This is a genomic window from Nocardia sp. NPDC019395, assembly GCF_040632335.1.
GTDB lineage: Bacteria > Actinomycetota > Actinomycetes > Mycobacteriales > Mycobacteriaceae > Nocardia.
Map to the genome: position 1 here is coordinate 14627 of NZ_JBEYBT010000031.1, position 18048 is coordinate 32674.

17 protein-coding genes are annotated in these 18048 nt (G+C 64.2%); 6 read left to right on the forward strand and 11 right to left on the reverse strand.

Annotation, left to right across the window (positions count from 1 at the left end; translation table 11 throughout):
* Nucleotides 1-2 precede the first annotated feature (2 nt).
* From ABZ827_RS30545 to ABZ827_RS30560, 4 genes are all read left to right on the forward strand, one after another.
* On the forward strand, nt 3-1358 hold the full coding sequence (locus ABZ827_RS30545) for a hypothetical protein (protein ID WP_357244294.1): 1356 nt from the start codon (nt 3-5) through the stop codon (nt 1356-1358).
* A gap of 157 nt (nt 1359-1515) precedes the next feature.
* The gene (locus ABZ827_RS30550) at nt 1516-2319 is read left to right on the forward strand and encodes a TIGR03084 family metal-binding protein (protein ID WP_357244342.1); all 804 of its coding nucleotides are present in this window, start codon (nt 1516-1518) and stop codon (nt 2317-2319) included.
* Between the two features lie 356 nt (nt 2320-2675).
* The gene (locus tag ABZ827_RS30555; protein ID WP_357244297.1) at nt 2676-3149 is read left to right on the forward strand and encodes an SRPBCC family protein; all 474 of its coding nucleotides are present in this window, start codon (nt 2676-2678) and stop codon (nt 3147-3149) included.
* Between the two features lie 9 nt (nt 3150-3158).
* The gene (locus ABZ827_RS30560) at nt 3159-3728 is read left to right on the forward strand and encodes a ribonuclease H (protein ID WP_357244300.1); all 570 of its coding nucleotides are present in this window, start codon (nt 3159-3161) and stop codon (nt 3726-3728) included.
* 110 nt (nt 3729-3838) lie between these two features.
* Here the strand turns inward: ABZ827_RS30560 and ABZ827_RS30565 are convergent, their stop codons facing one another.
* The 10 genes from ABZ827_RS30565 to ABZ827_RS30610 all read right to left on the reverse strand — a co-directional run bounded on the left by ABZ827_RS30565 (nt 3839) and on the right by ABZ827_RS30610 (nt 14193).
* Entirely contained in the window at nt 3839-4468 is a 630-nt protein-coding gene (locus ABZ827_RS30565) for a hypothetical protein (protein WP_357244303.1), read from the reverse strand.
* 40 nt (nt 4469-4508) lie between these two features.
* A complete protein-coding gene (locus ABZ827_RS30570) occupies nt 4509-5405 on the reverse strand; it encodes a hypothetical protein (protein WP_357244306.1) in 897 nt (298 codons plus the stop codon).
* 187 nt (nt 5406-5592) lie between these two features.
* A complete protein-coding gene (locus ABZ827_RS30575) occupies nt 5593-6753 on the reverse strand; it encodes an MlaD family protein (protein WP_357244308.1) in 1161 nt (386 codons plus the stop codon).
* A complete protein-coding gene (locus ABZ827_RS30580) occupies nt 6753-7847 on the reverse strand; it encodes an MCE family protein (protein ID WP_357244311.1) in 1095 nt (364 codons plus the stop codon). The genes ABZ827_RS30575 and ABZ827_RS30580 overlap by 1 nt, the downstream gene beginning before the upstream one ends.
* Nucleotides 7844-8944 carry an MCE family protein gene (locus ABZ827_RS30585; RefSeq protein WP_357244314.1) on the reverse strand — a complete coding sequence of 367 codons (1101 nt, stop codon included), beginning with the start codon at nt 8942-8944 and terminating at the stop codon, nt 7844-7846. Before ABZ827_RS30585 ends, ABZ827_RS30580 begins: the two co-directional genes overlap by 4 nt.
* Entirely contained in the window at nt 8941-9939 is a 999-nt protein-coding gene (locus tag ABZ827_RS30590) for an MCE family protein (protein WP_357244317.1), read from the reverse strand. Before ABZ827_RS30590 ends, ABZ827_RS30585 begins: the two co-directional genes overlap by 4 nt.
* Nucleotides 9936-10964, reverse strand: a complete 1029-nt coding sequence (locus ABZ827_RS30595; RefSeq protein WP_357244320.1) for an MCE family protein — start codon at nt 10962-10964, stop codon at nt 9936-9938. Before ABZ827_RS30595 ends, ABZ827_RS30590 begins: the two co-directional genes overlap by 4 nt.
* Nucleotides 10961-12502 carry an MCE family protein gene (locus ABZ827_RS30600; RefSeq protein ID WP_357244323.1) on the reverse strand — a complete coding sequence of 514 codons (1542 nt, stop codon included), beginning with the start codon at nt 12500-12502 and terminating at the stop codon, nt 10961-10963. The genes ABZ827_RS30595 and ABZ827_RS30600 overlap by 4 nt, the downstream gene beginning before the upstream one ends.
* A 4-nt stretch (nt 12503-12506) precedes the next feature.
* The gene (locus tag ABZ827_RS30605) at nt 12507-13370 is read right to left on the reverse strand and encodes an ABC transporter permease (protein ID WP_357244326.1); all 864 of its coding nucleotides are present in this window, start codon (nt 13368-13370) and stop codon (nt 12507-12509) included.
* 4 nt (nt 13371-13374) lie between these two features.
* A complete protein-coding gene (locus ABZ827_RS30610; protein WP_357244329.1) occupies nt 13375-14193 on the reverse strand; it encodes an ABC transporter permease in 819 nt (272 codons plus the stop codon).
* A 610-nt stretch (nt 14194-14803) separates the two neighbouring features.
* Between ABZ827_RS30610 and ABZ827_RS30615 the strand changes: the two genes are divergently transcribed.
* On the forward strand, nt 14804-15496 hold the full coding sequence (locus tag ABZ827_RS30615) for a serine protease (RefSeq protein ID WP_357244332.1): 693 nt from the start codon (nt 14804-14806) through the stop codon (nt 15494-15496).
* 75 nt (nt 15497-15571) lie between these two features.
* Here ABZ827_RS30615 and ABZ827_RS30620 read toward each other — a convergent pair whose 3' ends face one another.
* Nucleotides 15572-16213, reverse strand: a complete 642-nt coding sequence (locus ABZ827_RS30620) for a hypothetical protein (RefSeq protein WP_357244335.1) — start codon at nt 16211-16213, stop codon at nt 15572-15574.
* A 641-nt stretch (nt 16214-16854) separates the two neighbouring features.
* Between ABZ827_RS30620 and ABZ827_RS30625 the strand changes: the two genes are divergently transcribed.
* Nucleotides 16855-17751, forward strand: a complete 897-nt coding sequence (locus ABZ827_RS30625; protein ID WP_357244337.1) for a L,D-transpeptidase — start codon at nt 16855-16857, stop codon at nt 17749-17751.
* Nucleotides 17752-18048: the final 297 nt, after the last annotated feature.

Genomic DNA, 18048 nt, shown 5'->3' on the forward strand with positions numbered 1-18048 from the left:
CGATGATCACACTCTCGTCCGGAGTGTTGATCGATTGGGAGGATCTCACCGGGCAGACCAAATTCGTGGTCGACCTGATCAGTTTTCCGATATTCAGCGCCGCGGCCGGCTGGTTCACCAACTGGACCGGTGTGGTGATGCTCTTCTGGCCGCTGCTGTTCCGCGGCGTCCGGATTCCGGGGCTCGCCGTGCTCTACCCCTATCTGCCCCGGCGGGTTCAGGTACTGCCCACTTTCTCCGAGGACGGTTCCCGGCTCGGTTTCCAGGGTTTCATCCCGGCGCGGGCCGAGAAAATGGCCAGTATCTGCGTCGACAAAGCATTGATGCGGATCGGCAGCCCACGAGATTTCATTCACGAACTGGACCTCGAGGGTATCGCGGACTATATCGCCGCCCTGGCCGGTAAACAGGTGAAACCCCTCGTGGACGAGGTGATGAACCGGGAGAATCCGGAGCTGTGGCAGACCCTGCCGCGGCAGATGCGCCACCTCATCTACCAGCGGGTCGAACGGGAGATGCCCGATCTGTGCCGGAAGGCTTTCGCCTCGCTCGGCGACAATGTCGATCAGCTCATCGATATCAAGGGTTTCGTCATCCGCTATCTGCAGGACAACCCGCATATCCTGAAAGATCTGACGACCACCATCGCGGCTCCGGAACTGAAATTCATGGTGCGGATCGGTTTACTCGGTGCTCCGTTCGGTTTGCTGCTCGCGCTGTATCTGAACATTCACCAGGACATACCGGTCTGGGGCTGGGTGCCCTCCTGGGTGATCGTTTTGCTCGTAACGGCACTCATCGGCGTGGTGGTGAATATCATCGCGATTCGGGTGGTGTTCACCCCCGGCGATCCGCAGCCCCGGTACAAGTATTTGTGGAAACAGGCGCTGCTGGCCAAACGTCAGCCGCAGGCCGCCACCGATCTGGCGCATATTCTCGCGTATCAGGTGCTCACCCTGCCCAACTTGTCCGATGAACTGTTGAACGGACCCAACGGCGACAAGACCCGGCTGCTGCTCGAACAACTCATCTCCGACGAGATCCACCGGCAACTCGGCCGGACCACCTCGGTGGTGCGGGCCGCGTTCGGCCGCCGGCAGTTCGACAACCTGAAGGTCGGAGCGGCCGGCGCGGCGGTGGGGCTGGCCCCGGCCCTGGTCGAGGACGCCGATTTCATCCGGGAGCAGGCCGAGAACATCGACGAGTTCGCGGCCCGCAAACTTCAGCAGTTGACGCCCGGCGAGTTCATGGAGATGTTCTACGCGTCGGTGGAGCAGGACGCCTGGCTGCTCTATCTGCACGGCGCGGTGCTCGGTCTGTTCGTCGGTGCCACCCATCTCCTGATCTTCGGCTGGTAGTGCGATAGTTCCGCCTTCGCCACCGCATCCGGGTACCGCCTAGTAAATACAAGCATGCGTGCTTGTATTTGCCCGTGAACGCTGGAATGCTGGAGTCGCACCCGCCGGTGCCGTATCGAAACACGCACCTCCGGTGCTGTACGGAAGCGACGATCTGATGGCCGATCTCGACACTTTGCTGGACGACCTCGCCGCGGAGAGCGCCGAGCTCGAAACTCTGGTCGCACCCCTGCCACCCGAACAATGGACACAGCCGACCCCCGCCGAAGGTTGGACCATCGCCCACCAGATCGGCCACCTCGCCTGGACCGATGAGGTCGCGACGCTGTCCGCCACCGATGCGCGTACCGGGGAATCCGGCTTCGCCGAACTGCTGACCGAGGCCGCCGCGCGAATAACGACCTTCGCCGACGACGCGGCCGCGAAGGCCGCCGCCGATCCGGTACCGGAGCTGCTGCAACGCTGGCGGCGCGGACGGACCGCGCTGGCCGCCGCCCTGCGCGCGGTCCCCGGCGACGGCAAGGTCAGCTGGTTCGGGCCACCGATGCGCCCGGGGTCGATGGCCACCGCACGACTCATGGAAACCTGGGCGCACGGCCAAGATATCGCCGATGCGCTCGGTGTACGCCGCGAGCCGACCGACCGGCTGCGCGCGGTAGCCCATATCGGTGTGCGCACCCGGGATTTCGCCTACGCCGTCCGCGAGCTGCCGGCACCGGCACACGAGTTCCGGGTGGAACTCACCGCACCGTCCGGCGCGCGGTGGTCCTGGGGACCCGAAGACTCGCCACAGCGGATCACGGGACCGGCGATCGATTTCTGCCTGCTGGTGACCCAGCGCCGCCATCCGGACGATCTGGCACTGCGTGCGAACGGTGCCGAGGCGGCGGAGTGGCTGACGATCGCGCAGGCATTCGCGGGTCCGCCGGGTTCAGGCCGGGAAGCGGGCGCCTTCCACTGACGGGCCGGCGAGCGTCGGACCAGGTTCTCGCTACAGCCGGACATCGTTGGCCGGGGTGCCTGCGCACGACATCGAGTACGGCGCTCGCCGGCTGGTGTTATGTACCCCTGGGGCCGACTACGAAACCCGGCGCCGGATCCGAACGAACCGCGCGGAGTCCGGGGTGAAGTGTGATGATCGTCTCGGCATATACCCCGTTTATCGCCGCGGCACCGACTCCCATCTGCCCTGATACGATCGCGGGGCGATTCGGCGATATGTCACATCCCGAGCCGGGCGGCTATCGAATCCCGGACTGCCTGCAATAAACCGGAAGGTTATAGTACTTTTGTCGGGCAGCCGTGGAGGGAGGGCCCGTGGGCTTCATCAAGTACGCAAGCGATGTAACGGCGCCGATCACCGTGGCCTTCGCTTATGCCGCCGATTCCCAGTCGATCCCGCACTGGCTGGCGTATGCCGAACAGGTCACGCCGCACGGCGAGATCGAAAGCGGCCCGGGTGCCCGGTACCGCATTCGGTTCCGTCTCGGATTATGGCGCCCCGTCCTGGACTGTGAGGTCACCGAGCACCGGCGGGACGCGGTCCTCGGCTACACCCTGACCGGTGGGCCGCTCACCGCCCAGCTGACACTGCGTTTCGATCCACTCGGCCGCGGGCAATCGGTGCTCACCTCCGAACTCGACTACACCGGATCACGCGGTTTCGCGGCCCCGCTCCGGGATCGGCCGCGAAACGCGCTACTGCGCACCGCACTGCGCCGGAGTGAATCGCGATTGCGCGCGGCGATCGAAGAACTCCACGGTACCGACCTTGTCGGCCGACTTGCGTAAGGTACTGCCATGATCATCGTGAGTACCGACGGCTCGTGCCTGCGAAACCCCGGCGGAGCCATCGGCTGGGCGTGGGTCGATCACGCGGGCGGCGCCGAAAGCGGCGGCGCGGCAACGGGTACCAATCAGATCGCGGAGTTACGCGCGGTACTCGAGGCCATCCGGGCGCATTCGGGTTCCGATCCGCTGCTGATCGAGAGCGATTCGCTCTACGCGATCAAATGCGCATCGGAATGGCTGCCCAACTGGCGCAACAACGGCTGGCGTACCTCCACCGGCGCGGCGGTGAAGAATATCGAACTCATCCGGGATATCGACCATGCCATCGCGGCCCGCCCCGGGCCCGTCCGCTTCCGCTGGGTGCGCGGTCATGTGGGCAACTACTTCAACGAACAGGCCGACGCCCTCGCCGGCGCCGCCGCCCGAAAGGCCGCGGCGACCGCACCCCGCGACGATCGCGCGACCTCCGGCACACGGCCGGCCCCCGAAACCTCCGCGGCAGCAGGGAAGGCTGCGGAACCGACGGCCGTCCCGGCCGCCGACTACGCGACAACAGCGCAGGCGCTTCACCTGTTCTGACAGGGGTGCAGCGCCCGCGCTGTTGTCGCCGTAGTGCCGATATCGGATACCACCCGAATAGCCTCCGGCGGTGGTGGCTCGACCCACCGCCGGAGGCGCCCGGGATCAGATCAGTTACCCGGAGCCGGAGCCGCGGGCTGCCCCCCGGGAGCCGCCGGCGCGGGACCGGCCGGTGCCTGCTGGGACGGATCGCCGCCCGCGCCGCCCAGCATGGCCAGGTCCCACTGGTTCACGATCCAGCGGTCGCCGTCCTTCTCCAGACCCGCGGTGATGGCGATATCCTGCCGTTTCGGCTCGGGGGTCACGGAATTCGTCTTCATCAGGCCGACATTGACCAGAACCTTGGCGCTCTTCTCGTCACCGGACTGGAAACCGCAGGTCGCTTCGTCGACCCAGGATTTCACCTTCGATTCGGTGAGCAACTGGCGCAGAACATCCCAGTTCTGTTCCAGCGAGGACACCACATCGGCGGTGGCGCCTTCCTTCATGGCCTTCAGGAAACCGTCGAGGTCACCCTGGTAGTCGTAGGTATTGGTTTCCCGGGCGAAATCACAGGCCGCCCGGGTGGATTCGTCCTGCGCCGCCAGTTCGCCGTTGTTCTGCTGGTAGGCACGGAAATAGACAACTCCCGCGGCGACCAGTGCCACCAGCACCACACCGGTGATGAAAGCGACCACCACCGGGAGTATCCCGGAGTTGCGGTCGGTGTTCTGCGCTGCCGCGGTCTCGTTCTTCGCCATAGCTTCGAGTCCTAACTTCTGATTCGTCTCGCGGCTGCCACTACTGCTGCATCATCGGCGTATCGAAATTGGCGACCATCCAGGTTCCGTCGATCTTCTCCATATCGACGTTGGCCGCTACCTTGACCCGTCCCGGCGCCTGCTGCTGCGGACCGCCGGCAGTGGTGAACTGCTGGTCGATGACCAGCACCACCCGGGCCTTATCGTCCGCACCCGACTCGTAGCCGCACTGAACATCGGCGGCGGTGGAGTTCACCTTGGTCTCGGCGAACCGGGCCTTCAGATCGGGACCGATCTGCCCGACCAGCTTCTTCCACTCGCCGGTAGCGGTCTGATCGAGCCGCTGCACGTAGTCGTCGGCTTTGTCGCCGGTGTAGGTGGCGAAGTTGTTCCCGAAATCGCAAGCGGCCTTGGTGGCCGCGGCGCGACGGTCGAGTTCGTCCTGACGATCGCCGGCGAGGAAGAAGAAGACCCCGACTGCCACCAGTGCCGCTATCAGCAGCACCGCCGCGCCGGCTATGACCGGCACGGGGAAATGCGACCGGATACCGGAAGATTTTCCGGCCTCGTTTCCCGCTTCCGGCTTTTCGTCGGCGGCGGCGGCACCGGATTTGTCCAGTTTCACGGTTTCTTCGGTTTCGGATCCGGCGGATTCGCCCGAAGCGGGTTTGCCCGTCGCGACCGTCGGAGTCTCATCCGCCGATGCCTTATCCAGGGCGACCGTCCCGTCATCGGCAGCCGATTCGGCTTTACTGTCCGATGATTCGGCCGCGGCTGCCTTGTCGACCTTCACCGTGGCATCCGGCTCCGCAGCCCCGGTACCGGCGGTATCACCCGACGGTTCGGCCTTCGACGTGTCATCGGACGCCGATGTCTCGGCGCTGCCGGTCGATTTGCTCTCGGAAGTGGTGTGCTCAGCCGCGGCGTCCGCTGGCACACCAGTGCCTTCCGGCTCCAAAGGGTCGGAGACGGGTTTTTCTGTGGACATCTGTACTGTTCACACCTTCCCGGCGCAGCTGCGGAAGCGCCGTAATCTACCCGGTCGGAAAAACGACCGCCGGGTGTGGCGGGCATCTCTGCGAGAGTATGCACCGTCGCACCCGGCGCCGGACGACCGGTCTCCACTACCGCACGGGCGGCAGCGTACGTTCGTTCGGATCCACCCCCGGTGGGATGTTCGCGCCGTTGTCCGGCACGTTCGGTCGTGGAGCGTTGGCCGCACCACGGATCTGCTGGCCGGGGCCGGGGTTGTCGCAGTAGTTCCACATCGGCAGCGTGCCGTCCTGGACCACCTGAGTCTTGATCGGTGTGGACTTGTACTGGCAGTACGGCCGGAACCAGATATCCAGAATGGCGTGGAACTCGTTGTCGTGGGCGGGTACGCCCAGGGCCGCGCCGCCCTGTTCGAGCGCGGGGAAAAGCGCTGCCAGCGCGGGTTGGCGCAGTTGGGCCGCCCGGGTGACCGCGACAAAATTGTTGAGCAGCGAGGTGATCGGATCGCTGGTGGCGTCCAGCGTCGCGGTGACACTCGCCAACTGCCCCGGTGCCTGATCCAGCACGTTCACCAGTTCGGCGTTCGCCTTGTTGAACTGATCGAACAGCACCTGCGAATTCGCGGTCAAGGTACCCAGATCCGGCTGGGCCTGGGCGGTTGTCGCCGAGATGGTGCGCAGATTCGCGATGAGGTTCGTGGTCTGCGGCAGCAGCGATTCCAGCCCGGCCGATACCAGGCTGACGCCTTCGATCATCGAACGCAGCTGATCGGGACCACCGCTGAGCGCGGTATCGAGCTCTTTCAGGATCACCGAGAAATGTTCCGGATTCACCTGCGAGATCAGATCGCTGGAGTTCTCCAGCACCGCGGAGATCGGCACCGGAGTGCTGACCCGCTCGGGGTCGAAGGTGATCTCCGAACCGTCGGTCAGATACGGACCCTGGTTCGCGGCGGGCCGGAAGTCGATGTACTGCTCACCGGCGCCGGACAGCGCCTGCACCGCGACCTTGGTGTCCACCGGGATATTCCACCGGGAATCGATCTTGGCTTCGGCCTGGATCCCGGCGCCGTTGTCGACGAGCTCGAGGTTGCTGACCTCGCCGACCCGGAAGCCGCGCAGCGTCACATCGTTGCCGGGCTGCAGGCCGCCGGAGCGGTCCAGGTTCACGACAACCGTGTAGGTGCTACGCAGCGGGTTCACCCGCATAACGTCGACCAGCAAATAGGTTCCGCCGATCACCAACGCCAGGACGATGCCGATATTCGACCAGAGGATCTTGTTCCTGAGCATCACTGGCCTCCCACGCGCTGCTGGACGACCTGGAGGATCTGGATCAGGCTGCCCGCGAAATCCTGTAGATCGCGCACGTCGAAGAAGTGGCTGGTGCCGGGGGCGGTGAGCATCGCGATATCGAGGTTGGTGACATTGACCTGCGCGGCCAGACTGCTGCCGCGGAAAGTGGCGTCCACCGGACCGCGCAATTCGTGCAGGATATCCATGAGCGCCCCGAAGTTGTCCCCGGTGGCCGCCAGGGCCGCCATCAGACTGTTCAGGCTGTCGAGTGTGCCGGCGAGGTCACCGCCCGCGGTGTTGGCGTAATCCCCGAGTGCGGCGCTGGTGGTGGCGATCTTGCTCAGCAGATCACCGAGGGCCCGGTTGTTCTCGGCGACCGCGCCGATCATATCCGGCAGCGTATCGGCGACCTGACCGAGTTCGGCGCGGCGGTTGTCGAGGGTATCGGCCAGTGTGCTGAACTCGCCCAGCACACTGTCGATCCGCGCCGAATTGGCGTTGATACTGGCGACCACGCCGGTGATCTCGTTGGTCAGATGGACCACCTGATCGCTGCGGCCACCGACGATGGAATCGAGTTCGGTGCCCAGCCGGGTGAGGTGGGCGATACCGCCGCCGTTGAACATCAGCGATACCGACAGCAGCAGCTCTTCCACCGTGGCGCCGGCGGAGGTCTTCTCGATGGGAAGCGTATCGCCGTCCTCGAGCAGTGCCGTTCCGGGTTCGGTCTGCGGTTTGGCGACCGCGATGAAAACATCGCCGAGCGGTGTCGCCTGGCGTAGTTCGGCAGTGGTACCGACCGGGAGTTCGATGTCCTTGCGGACCTCCATATCGACGATGGCCTGGAAGTTCTTGGTCTCGATATTGGTGACCACACCGACATCGGAACCGCCGACCTTGACCTTCGCCTGATCGGGCAGGTTGAGCGCATTCTCGAAAACCGCCCGCAGGGTGAAGGTTTCACCGCCGGTGCCGGGGGTCGGCAGCGGCACGTCCTCCACCGTCAGGCCGCAGCCGGAGGCCAGCGCCACCGTACCGGCCGCCACCAGGGCGGCCACGGTACGGCGGGCCCGTCGGATTGTTCGCATCATTTCGTCAGTCCCAGCAGTGCGGCGGTGAGTCCGAAGTCCGGTCCGAAATCCTCGGGCCGGCCGGTCCGGCAGCCATCGGATCGCATCTGGATCCGTTCACAGAACAGGCTCACGATTTCACCGCCCGCGAGGTTGGTGCCGATCAGCGCGTGCAATCGGACGTAGCCCTGCTCATAGTTCATCGAGCGGTGGATGTTCTGCAGCAGCATGGGCGCGACATCGACCACCTCGGTGACGCCGTGCGCGTTCTGGCGCAACTGGTCGATCACCGTGTTCATCCGGGTCAGCGTGTCCACCAGCTGATCCTGATGGGTGGCGAAGATCGAACTGGTGTTGTTCAGGAAGTCGTAGAGCTGCTGCAGTGTGGCCTGCAGACCGGGCGCCTGCTCGGCCAGCATGGTGGTCATCTGAGTGGCCTGATTACTGAAATCGCGGACGGACTGGTCGTTCTCGGCCAGCATCGTGGTCAGCTCGTTCAGCTTGGTGATGATGTTGGCGATGGCGCCCTTGTTGTCGACACCGACCTTCAGCGCGCTGGACAGCGCGTTGAGGGTGTCGCGCATCTTCTCACCCTGACCGTTGAGCATCGGGTAGAGCACCCGGCCCGACAGCGGTCCGAGGCCCTCCTGACCCTCCTGCGGTTTCAGCGCGTCGGCGAACTGGTCGATGGTCTTGAGCATGGTGTCCAGCTCCACCGGAACGTCGGTCCGTTCCAGCGGCAGATGGTCGCCGTCTTCCAGCTTCTCGCCTTCGACGTAGCGCGGCGTGAACTCGATATGCCTATTGGTCACGATCGACGGTGAAACGATCACGGCCATCGCCGATTTCGGAATCTCCACATCGCCGTCGATGCTCATATGGACTTCGACCAGATCGCCGTGCGGCACGATTTTGTCGACCTTGCCGACCTGGAGCCCGAGCACGGTGATCGGGTTGCCCTCGAACATACCGGCGATGTTCTCGAAATCGGCGGTGATCTTCATATCGCCGCCGACCGCGCTGTTCACCATCGAGCAGCTGCCGAGCGCCAGCGCAGAGGCACCGATGACGAACGCTTTCGCGGCTTTTTTCACGTTGCCGATATTCAACGGATTCATCCCTGGCACCCCTCGGCGACTTGGGCGAAGCACAACCAGTTGTCCGGGAACAGCCAGGGGATACCGACCTCGGCGTAGTTGCCGTTACCCCAGGCATTGGCCAGATAACGCACCGACGGCGGCATGATCGACAGCAGCCGGTCCAGGTTGTCCTTGTTCTTCTGCAGGCCCGAGGCCATGGTGTTCAACTGGTCCAGGGTGGTGGTGAACTGGTTGTTGTTCTGCGCACCGATGGCCTGCAGCTGTGCGGTCAGGGTGGCCACATTGTCCAGCAGAGTCCGCAGCAGTTGCTGACGTTCCACCACGCGCGAGGCGATGGCCTCGCCCTGGGTGATGATCAGCAGTGCGCTGTTGCGGTTATCGGCCAGGATGGTGGTCACCCGGTCGAGGTCCTTCAGCAGTTGCTCGACATCGCCCTTGCGGCTGTCGATCACCTTGGCCAGGGCACCGATACTGTCGAGTGACTGGACGACCAGTTCCGGCGAACCGTTGAGCTGTTCGTTGAACAGGTTCAGCGATTCGGCGAGTTTGCCCGGATCGAGCTCCTGGAACTCCGGGGTGCCCTTGTCGACCACGTCCGCGAGATCGTAAGGGACCGCGGTGTTGTTCTTCGGGATCCGGTCGTCCGGCAGCCCCGTACCGTCACCGGGCTCCAGATCGACGTAGCGCGCGCCGAGCAGGGTGGCCATCTTGATGGCGGCCCGGGCGTCCGGCCCGAGTTCCACATCGCCGTCGACGCGCAGGGTCACCAATACGTGATCGCCCTCGAGCTCGGCACCCGAGACGTTCCCGACCGGTACTCCGGCCACATTGACCTTGTCGCCCACGGTGATACCCGCGGACTGGACGAACTCGGCCTTGATCGACTGTTTCCCGAAACCGAAGTTACTGAAGATGGTCGAGGCCAGGACAAGTACAGCGACGACGACGACACCGATGATGCCGAGGCCGAAATAGCGATTGTTGTTGAACCAGGTCTTGAGTTTCGTCATCATGGCCGGCACACCGCCGATTGCGAATTGCCGCCGATCTGCGAGAACAGACCGCGGGGGAACAGGACTCCGTACAGCGAGACATCCAGCCGGCAGATATACGCGTTCGCGTAGGCGCCCTCGGAGGTGAATCGGCCGGCGTCGGCGAGGATGGCGGGCAGGTCGATCGCCGCCTGATCCAGTTTGGCGCCGTTGGCCAGGAACAGGGTCAAAGCGTCACGTGTCGAATTCTGGACCGCCTCCAGCTTCGGCTGGATATTGCCCACCATCCCGACAAGCGCGGTGGTGGCGCCCGCGATCTGCTCGGTCGACCCGAGCAGCGACTGCCCCTGCTCGTACAGGCCGCCGATCAGCGCTCTGGTCTGAGTTATCAGCGTCTCCAATTCGTCCCCTCGTTTGGCCAGACCAGCCATCACGCCACTGAGGTTGGTGATCACGTCGCTGAGGATGGCATCACGCCGCTGGAAATCGGTGGCCATGGTGGCGGCCTGGGTGATGAACGAACTCAACGAGACCCGGTCGCCCTGCAGGGCGAGGATGAAGGTCTCCGAGAGCCGGTTCACCTGCGCGGGTTCGAGTACCTCGAACAGCGGCTGGAATCCGTTGAGCAGCGCCGAGACATCGAAGGAGGGCTCGGTGCGGTCGACGGGGATGGTGGAATCCTCCGGCAGCTGGGACGCGTCCCCGCCGGAGCCCGGCGCCAGCGCGACATAGCGCTGACCGATCAGGTTCTGGTAGCGGACCAGCGCCTTGGTATTACCGAAGAGAGTCTGATCGTCCTGGACGATGAAACTGACCTTGGCATTGGCGCCATCCAGTTCGACCTTCTCGACCTTCCCGACGCGCACACCCGCCATCCGGACGTCGTCGCCCTCACGCAGGCCCAGCACATCGGTGAAAACCGCGGAATACGATTTCGTACCGCCGTCGACCGTACGGGCCAGCGTATTCCACACCAGCACGGTGACCAGCACCGATACCACTGCGAACAGACTGAACCCGATCAGCGGTTTCCGGACGCCCCTCACGCGGCGTCCCCCTCGGTCACTCGCAAGGTTCCGCCTTCGAGAATCGAACTCAACATCAAGTACTCCACTGAGGTCGGCTTCCGGCCGAGCAGGGCCGTCACCGCCGCATCTCCCTCGTAGGCGATGGGCTGGGCCGCCGGTGCGGCACCGTTACCGCTGTCCGCCGCCGGTGCGGCAGCACCGGGTTCGGCCGGCGGAGCCGGCGGCTGGTCACCGGGCTGTGCGGCCGGCGCGGGGGCCGGCGCGCCGGGCATGCCCGGAATCTGCGGCAGCCCCTGCGGGAACAGGCCCTCCAGTGGCGTACCGGCGAACGGGTTGTTCACCGGCGGCGCGGCCGGTGCGGGCGCGCCGGCCTGGCTGGTGATACCGGGGATCGCCGGCAGACCGGGAATCGGCGGCAGCACCGGCAGGCCGTCGGCCGCGGGGAGCCGGCCCGGTTTCATCTGTTCGGGCAAGTATCCAGGATCGGCCACCGCGGGTGCGGTGGCGCAGCTCGGGCCGGCCAGATCGCCGTAGCGCGGGCAGTCCGCCACGGTGTTCGGGTTGAACGGCGTGAAGCTGACTCCGGCGTTCCACACCATCTGCCGCTGCGGGCCCCAGGTGAACGTTGTGTTCAGGGCGCGGGCCGAGTTGTTCAGATTGCTGATCGCGTTGGTGATGGAGGCCGGATTCGCGGCCAGCGCACTGAAGGTCTGATTCGCGCCGATGGTGACGTCTTTACCGGTATTCGGATTCCGCGCGAACAGATCGTTGACCTGATCGACCGTGCTGCTGGCACCGCTGATCAGGCTGACCAGTTGTTCGCGCCGGTCGGCGATCGTGCTCGCGGTCTGCACCGACGAAGCGAGCACATCCATCAGCTCTGGTGCCGATTCGTTGAGCGCATGTGCCGAACCCGCGAAATCGTCGAGGAAGACACCGAGATCCGGAATGGATTCGTCCACCGAGGTCAGCCAGTGATCGAGCCGTTCGATGGTCGAACCGGGCGCCCGCCCACTGCCGTCGAGGGCATAGGACAGGGTGCCCAGGACGCGGCCGAACTGCATCGGGTCGATCTGGTCGAGGATGTTCTGAACCGTGGTCAATGTGTCCTGCAGGGCGATGGTGCCCTGGCTCCGGTCTTCCGCGATCTCCGAGCCCTCTTCGAGATGGCCGTCGGCGGGACCGTTGTAGAGCAACTCCACGGAGGTGACCGCGAACAGGTTGCTGGGCACCACCCGGGCGGTGACCGTCGCCGGGATCTGCTCGACGAACTCCGGTTTCAGCTCGATATTCACCTGCTGGAGTTCGCCCTGGGCGGCCACCGATACCGTTTCGACCGCACCGACCAGCACCCCGCGGAACTTCACATCCGCTTTCTGTGGCAGTCCGTCACCGGTGGTGGTCAGGTTCGCGGTCACCCGCACTTTCTCCACGAAATAGCCCTGATAGCGGGCCATCAGGAAACCGAGCACCACGGCGAAGACGACCAGGCCGCATACGCCGGCGATGAACAACTGCTTCATCGTGGGCCCACGCCCACTCGGATCGATGATCATTCGGCTACCCCGAGATCCTGATGCCGGGGTCGACACCCCAGATGGCCAAGGTCATGAAGAGGTCCACGAAAACGACCACGATGATGCACATCTTGATCGCGCGACCGGCCGCCACACCCACGCCCTCCGGGCCACCGGAGGCGAAAAAGCCGTAGTAGCACTGGATGAACGTGGTTATCGCAACGAAGAGTATTGCTTTGAGCAGCGAATACAGGACATCCGTCGGAATCAGGAACTGATAGAAATAGTGCTGATAGGTACCGCTGGCGGTATCGCCGATCAACTGCACCGTGACGGAGCAGGAGATGTAGGCCATCGCGAGACCGAGGCAGTACAGCGGCAGGATGGTGATCATCGCGGCGATCATCCGCGTACTGACCAGGTAGGGCAGTGGCCGGATAGCGATCGATTCCAGCGCGTCGATCTCTTCGGAGATCCGCATCGCGCCGAGTTGCGCGGTGAAACGACAGCCCGCCTGGGCGGCGAAGGCCAGTGCGGCGAGCAAGGGCCCCAATTCGCGTGTCGTGCCGAATGCGGAGATCGCGCCGGTGAGCGGACTCAGACCGAGCAGGTCGAGCGAAGTGAAACCCTGCAGACCGACAGTGATACCGCCGAAGGCGCTCAGGATGAGCACCACGCCGATGGTCCCGCCACCGACGATGAGATTGCCGTTACCCCAGGTGACATCGGACAGCAGCCGCCACACCTCTTTGGGGTACTGCTTGAACGCGAGCGGCATCGAACCGACGGACCGCAGGAAGAAGAACACCTGATGTCCGAGCCGGGCGAGCATATCGGCCGGCGCACCGGCAGCTTTTCGCAGCTGCTGAAGGGGTTTCAGCAGCGGAGGAACATAGGTTGCTGACACCTGCTCACACCACCTGAGGCGGGAACAAGGTGTTGTACACCTGGGTGAAGATCACATTCACTCCGAACAACATCACCGCGGACATGACAACGGCGGTATTCACCGAGTTGGCGACACCACCAGGACCACCGCGGGTGTTCAACCCGGTATCGCAAGCGATGATTGCCGCAAGCAGACCGAACAACAGCGATTTCACCAGAGCGACAAAAAGATCGAGTGATATCGCGAAGGACGCGAAGGTCGAGATATACGAGCCCGGGGTGCCACCCTGGACGAAGATATTGAAAATGTATCCGGTCAAAAATCCGACGAAGACAACAAAACCGCAGAGCAGCACGCTGACGAGCATTGCCGCGCCGAGCCGGGGCGCCACCAGCCGGCGCAGTGGATCGACGCCCATAACCTTCATCGCGTCGATTTCTTCACGGATGGTGCGGGAACCGAGATCGGCGCAGATAGCCGAGCCGACAGCACCGGCGATCATCAAAACGGTGACCAGTGGCGCGCCCTGCTGGATGATGCCGAGACCGTTGGCCGCACCGATGAACGAGGTGGCGCCGACCTGCTGCGCAACCGATCCGACCTGGATAGATACGATAACGCCGATCGGAACGGCGACCAGCAGAGTGGGCGCCGCGGCCACATTGGCCATGAACGCGCATTGCCGGATGAACTCCGCGAGCGGGAATCGGCCGCGGAAGATACTGACCACGAGCTCGGTAACGGCCTCGACGCCCATCGTCATCTGGCGGCCGAGGGTCTCCAAAGAACGTCTGGGGTGGTCGCGCCAGTAGTCCCGCGTCCACTCGACCGCTCCGCTCAACCGAGAACCTGTTGGTGGACTCTTGGTCGACTGCACTGACTAACCCCTCTCGACGTCGGTTACCTACCCCGACGGCTGGTTTGCTTGAGGCACCTTACTACGTAGTAGTGCGAAACACACCATAGACGGGAGAGGGCTGTCATAGACGTTCATCCCTCCGTGGCGTGACCATTGGGTTATCACATGTGTCTTGGTGCATATCCCAATGAGAGTTCCTCGATTCTGGAAGAACATACAGCTGACCGGCGGATAAAGCGCGCTGAGCGGCTGGATCGGCGCAGAACGGCCGTTCACATAAATAACGGATGATTTTCCTGAAAATTACCGATTTGCGGCGACATGGAGATTCGACCGTTACTCGACCCGCGTAGCGAAATCAGCGGCAATTAATAGCGTTAAGCTATTCTTCCGAAGGTATCGTGGCCGGAGTTCGCGCAGTCTGCGCCGTGCGTGGCGTACATCCGGCCGAATGCTCGACCGAAGAGCCGAACTCGCGAGTGGCACAACAGAACCCACGAGTAGAGGCGACTCGGGGCGCGCATCGCGGCCGTTGCTGCCACGATGAGGTGCCACACATTGATATCGTGCGGGCTTCGAGGTCTGGAGGGATATGTTCAGGAAACTCGCCCAGGCGGCCGGTGCCGTCTTCGCCGTCGCGCTGAGTGCGGCACTGCTCAGCTCCGGGACGGCGGCCGCCGATCCCGGCAGACCCGTACTCGGTGGCGGATCCGGGCTGATCGTCTCCTCGGAGGCCGGTCATATGTCCGATATGGCGGTCCAATGCACGCTCACCACGATCGGCCACGACGGAGCCGGCCGGCTGGTCGGGCTCACCGCGGGACACTGCGGAACACCTGGGCACGAGGTCTATTCCGAACAGGATCCAGGGGCGGGAGCACTCGGCCGATTCGTCTATTCGAACTCCGACCTCGACTACGCAGTACTGGAATTCGACGCCGGTCGGGTCACTCCGGTCAACCGGGTCGGCAATCTCAGTATCACCGGGGTCGGCAATCCGGCGCAGTTCCCGAATATCGTCTGCAAAGAAGGCCGTACCACCGGCAACACCTGCGGTATCGCCTACGGTGATGTCTTCGCGAGCACTATGGAGACCTGGTCGCAGATGTGCGTGATGGAAGGCGACTCCGGCGCACCGGTCGTCGTCGGCTCGACACTTGTCGGCATGGTGAACGCCTATCTCGCCATTGCCTGCTTCGGCCCCGAAGTGGGTACGAATATGTCGACCATCATGGGCGATATCAACAATCGGGGGAGTGTCGGAGCGGGTTTCCGGCCCGTCTGACGCCGCCACACCTGGTAACGACAAACGAGCGGGCCACCGGCCCGCTCGTTTTCGTTTCCGGGAATCGCAGGGAGCTCAGAGCTCGTCGACACACACCACGAAGCGACGCTCCGGATAGACATATCCGCTGCTCCCGGCACCGCAAGCGTTCACATCGTCGGCATTCTCCTCGATGGCGACCACCTTGACCCCGTCCTCGGCAGTCGTTTCGGTGCAGTCGATTCGCTGCGGACCCGCGGACCCGCTGCCGACGTCCATACAGCCACCGACGACCCAGTCGATATCGAGGCACAGCGCGCCCATCTCGATCCCGTTGCGACTCTCGGCGTAGTAGTTGTCGGCGTCGCTGACACATTCGGTGCTGCGCGCGGCCTTACCGATCACCCGGTAGTTGGACGAACCGGTACCGCAGGACGCCTCCTCGATACTGGCATCGGTCGTGGTGCCCGCGAGTTGCACACAGTCGCCGACCTCGGCGTCGAAGCTGACGTCGCCACCATCCTCGGCTTCGGTAGTGGTCGGCGCGCTGGACGTGGTGGTGGGTTGTGTTTCCGCACCGGTGCCGGGCGCGCCGGTCACATCCACGGCGTCCACGGTTCCGGTTTCGGTCACGGGCTGCGCCCGGCCGTCGATGGTCGAACTACAACCGGCCACCGCCAGCGCGACCGCCATTCCGGCAACCGCCAACGTCAATCGCGACGAAGTCCATCCAGACACGCACAGTCCTCCCGCTGCGACGCCGAACCCTTCCCCCGGAATCCGAACCTCACTACAGCTTTGCTTGGAACAACACGCCATGAATACACCATGGCGGCGCGAGCGTCGACTCGGTGAGACCCCGCACGTCCGGGGACGGACCGCCGCAGCCGAGCCACCGTCGCGGCGACGGAAGGCTCGTGACATATCTCATCTAGAGGTTTGGATACTTTTGTGTCCATTTTTCGACATGCAGCCGTCGATGGCGCAAAAAGCCCAAGTGAGGGCCTCGAACGTATCGCAATCAGACTCTCGGCGTCGCCGGAGTGGCCCACACCACGCCTCATGCATAACGGCTATGTAACGGAACCATCGGTTGGTCACGAAGAGATGAAGGCAGTAGGAAGGACGTCGGAGCGGAGGCGCACCAGCATGAACGGCATAACTTCCGCGATGCACCAACGCCCGTCGGGACCGCTCCACAACTCCACGACCCGCGGCGCTGGTACGCACTCTCGAACTCTCGAGCAGATCACCGGTTCCCGGCGGCCGTGGAGGCGCTCCACAACTCCGCGAACACTCGCCGGGGTGCTCCACCGGACGTATCGGTAGCCCACAGGCCGCCGCACGCTCCAGAGTCGAATGGACGGACGAACACTCTTATGCATGTCACCGAGAACACCGGGTCGCAGTCGACCGCGCGCCGAGCCGGTCGCCGGCTACGGCAGGGTGTCCTGTTGACGGCCGCGATCGCCACCGCCACCACGCTGGCCACCGCGCCCGCCGACGCACTACCGCCTATCCCTTCGGGTTCGGCCACCGGGATCACCGAGACCGAGCCGACCCCGCCGAAGGCGAACTTCGCGCCACCCGCGATCAACCCCTCCGAGGGTGAGGATGTCGGCGTCGCTCAGCCGATCATCATCAACTTCAAGGAGCCGATCGCCGACCGGGCCGCGGCCGAGCGGGCCATCAAGATCACTCCGTCGACCGAGGTTCCCGGGCATTTCTACTGGTGGAGCGATAAGCAGGTGCGCTGGCGGCCGGACGAGTTCTGGCCCGCGCAGTCCGATGTGGTGGTGGAGGCCGGCGGTAGCCGCAGCTCGTTCCACGTCGGGGACGCTGTGATCGCCACTGCCGACGACAACACCAAGATGATCACTGTGACTCGCAACGGCGAGGTCATCCGCACCATGCCCACCTCGATGGGCAAAACGGACCACGAAACGCCGAACGGCACCTACATCGTGGGTGAGCAGCTGCGCCAGATGGTCATGGACTCGTCCACCTACGGTGTGCCGACGGACGCCCCGGAGGGCTACAAGCTCGACGTCGAATACGCGACCCGGATCTCCAACAGCGGTATCTTCGTGCACGCGGCGCCGTGGTCGGTGGGTTCGCAGGGGTATGAGAACACGAGCCACGGTTGCCTGAACGTGAGCACGGAGGACGCGCGGTGGTTCTTCGAGAACGTGGGTAAGGGTGATCCGGTGGTTGTCCAGAACACTCAGGGCGGGACCATGGACGCCGGGGACGGGCTGGGGGACTGGAACGCCTGAGTGGTCTGAGCTGGGTTGGCCCCGCTTGTTGACGTAGGTGACGGGCGGGGCCAGTTCGCGTAGGTGGCCGGCAGGGCCGGCGCGCGGAGGTGGCCAGCAAAGCCGGCGCGCGAAGGTGGCCAGCAAGGCCAACACGCGTAAGTGGCCAGCAAAGCCAACACGCGAAGGCGAGAAGCTGATCAGTCCGCGAAGGTTCTGTGTCTTTTGCGCCGCCTGCGGCGTCGCGGGTTCGGGGCCCCCTTGGTCTCGTTCTTCACTCCCGGCGCTCAGTCGCTGCGCTCCTTCGCTCTGGTCGCT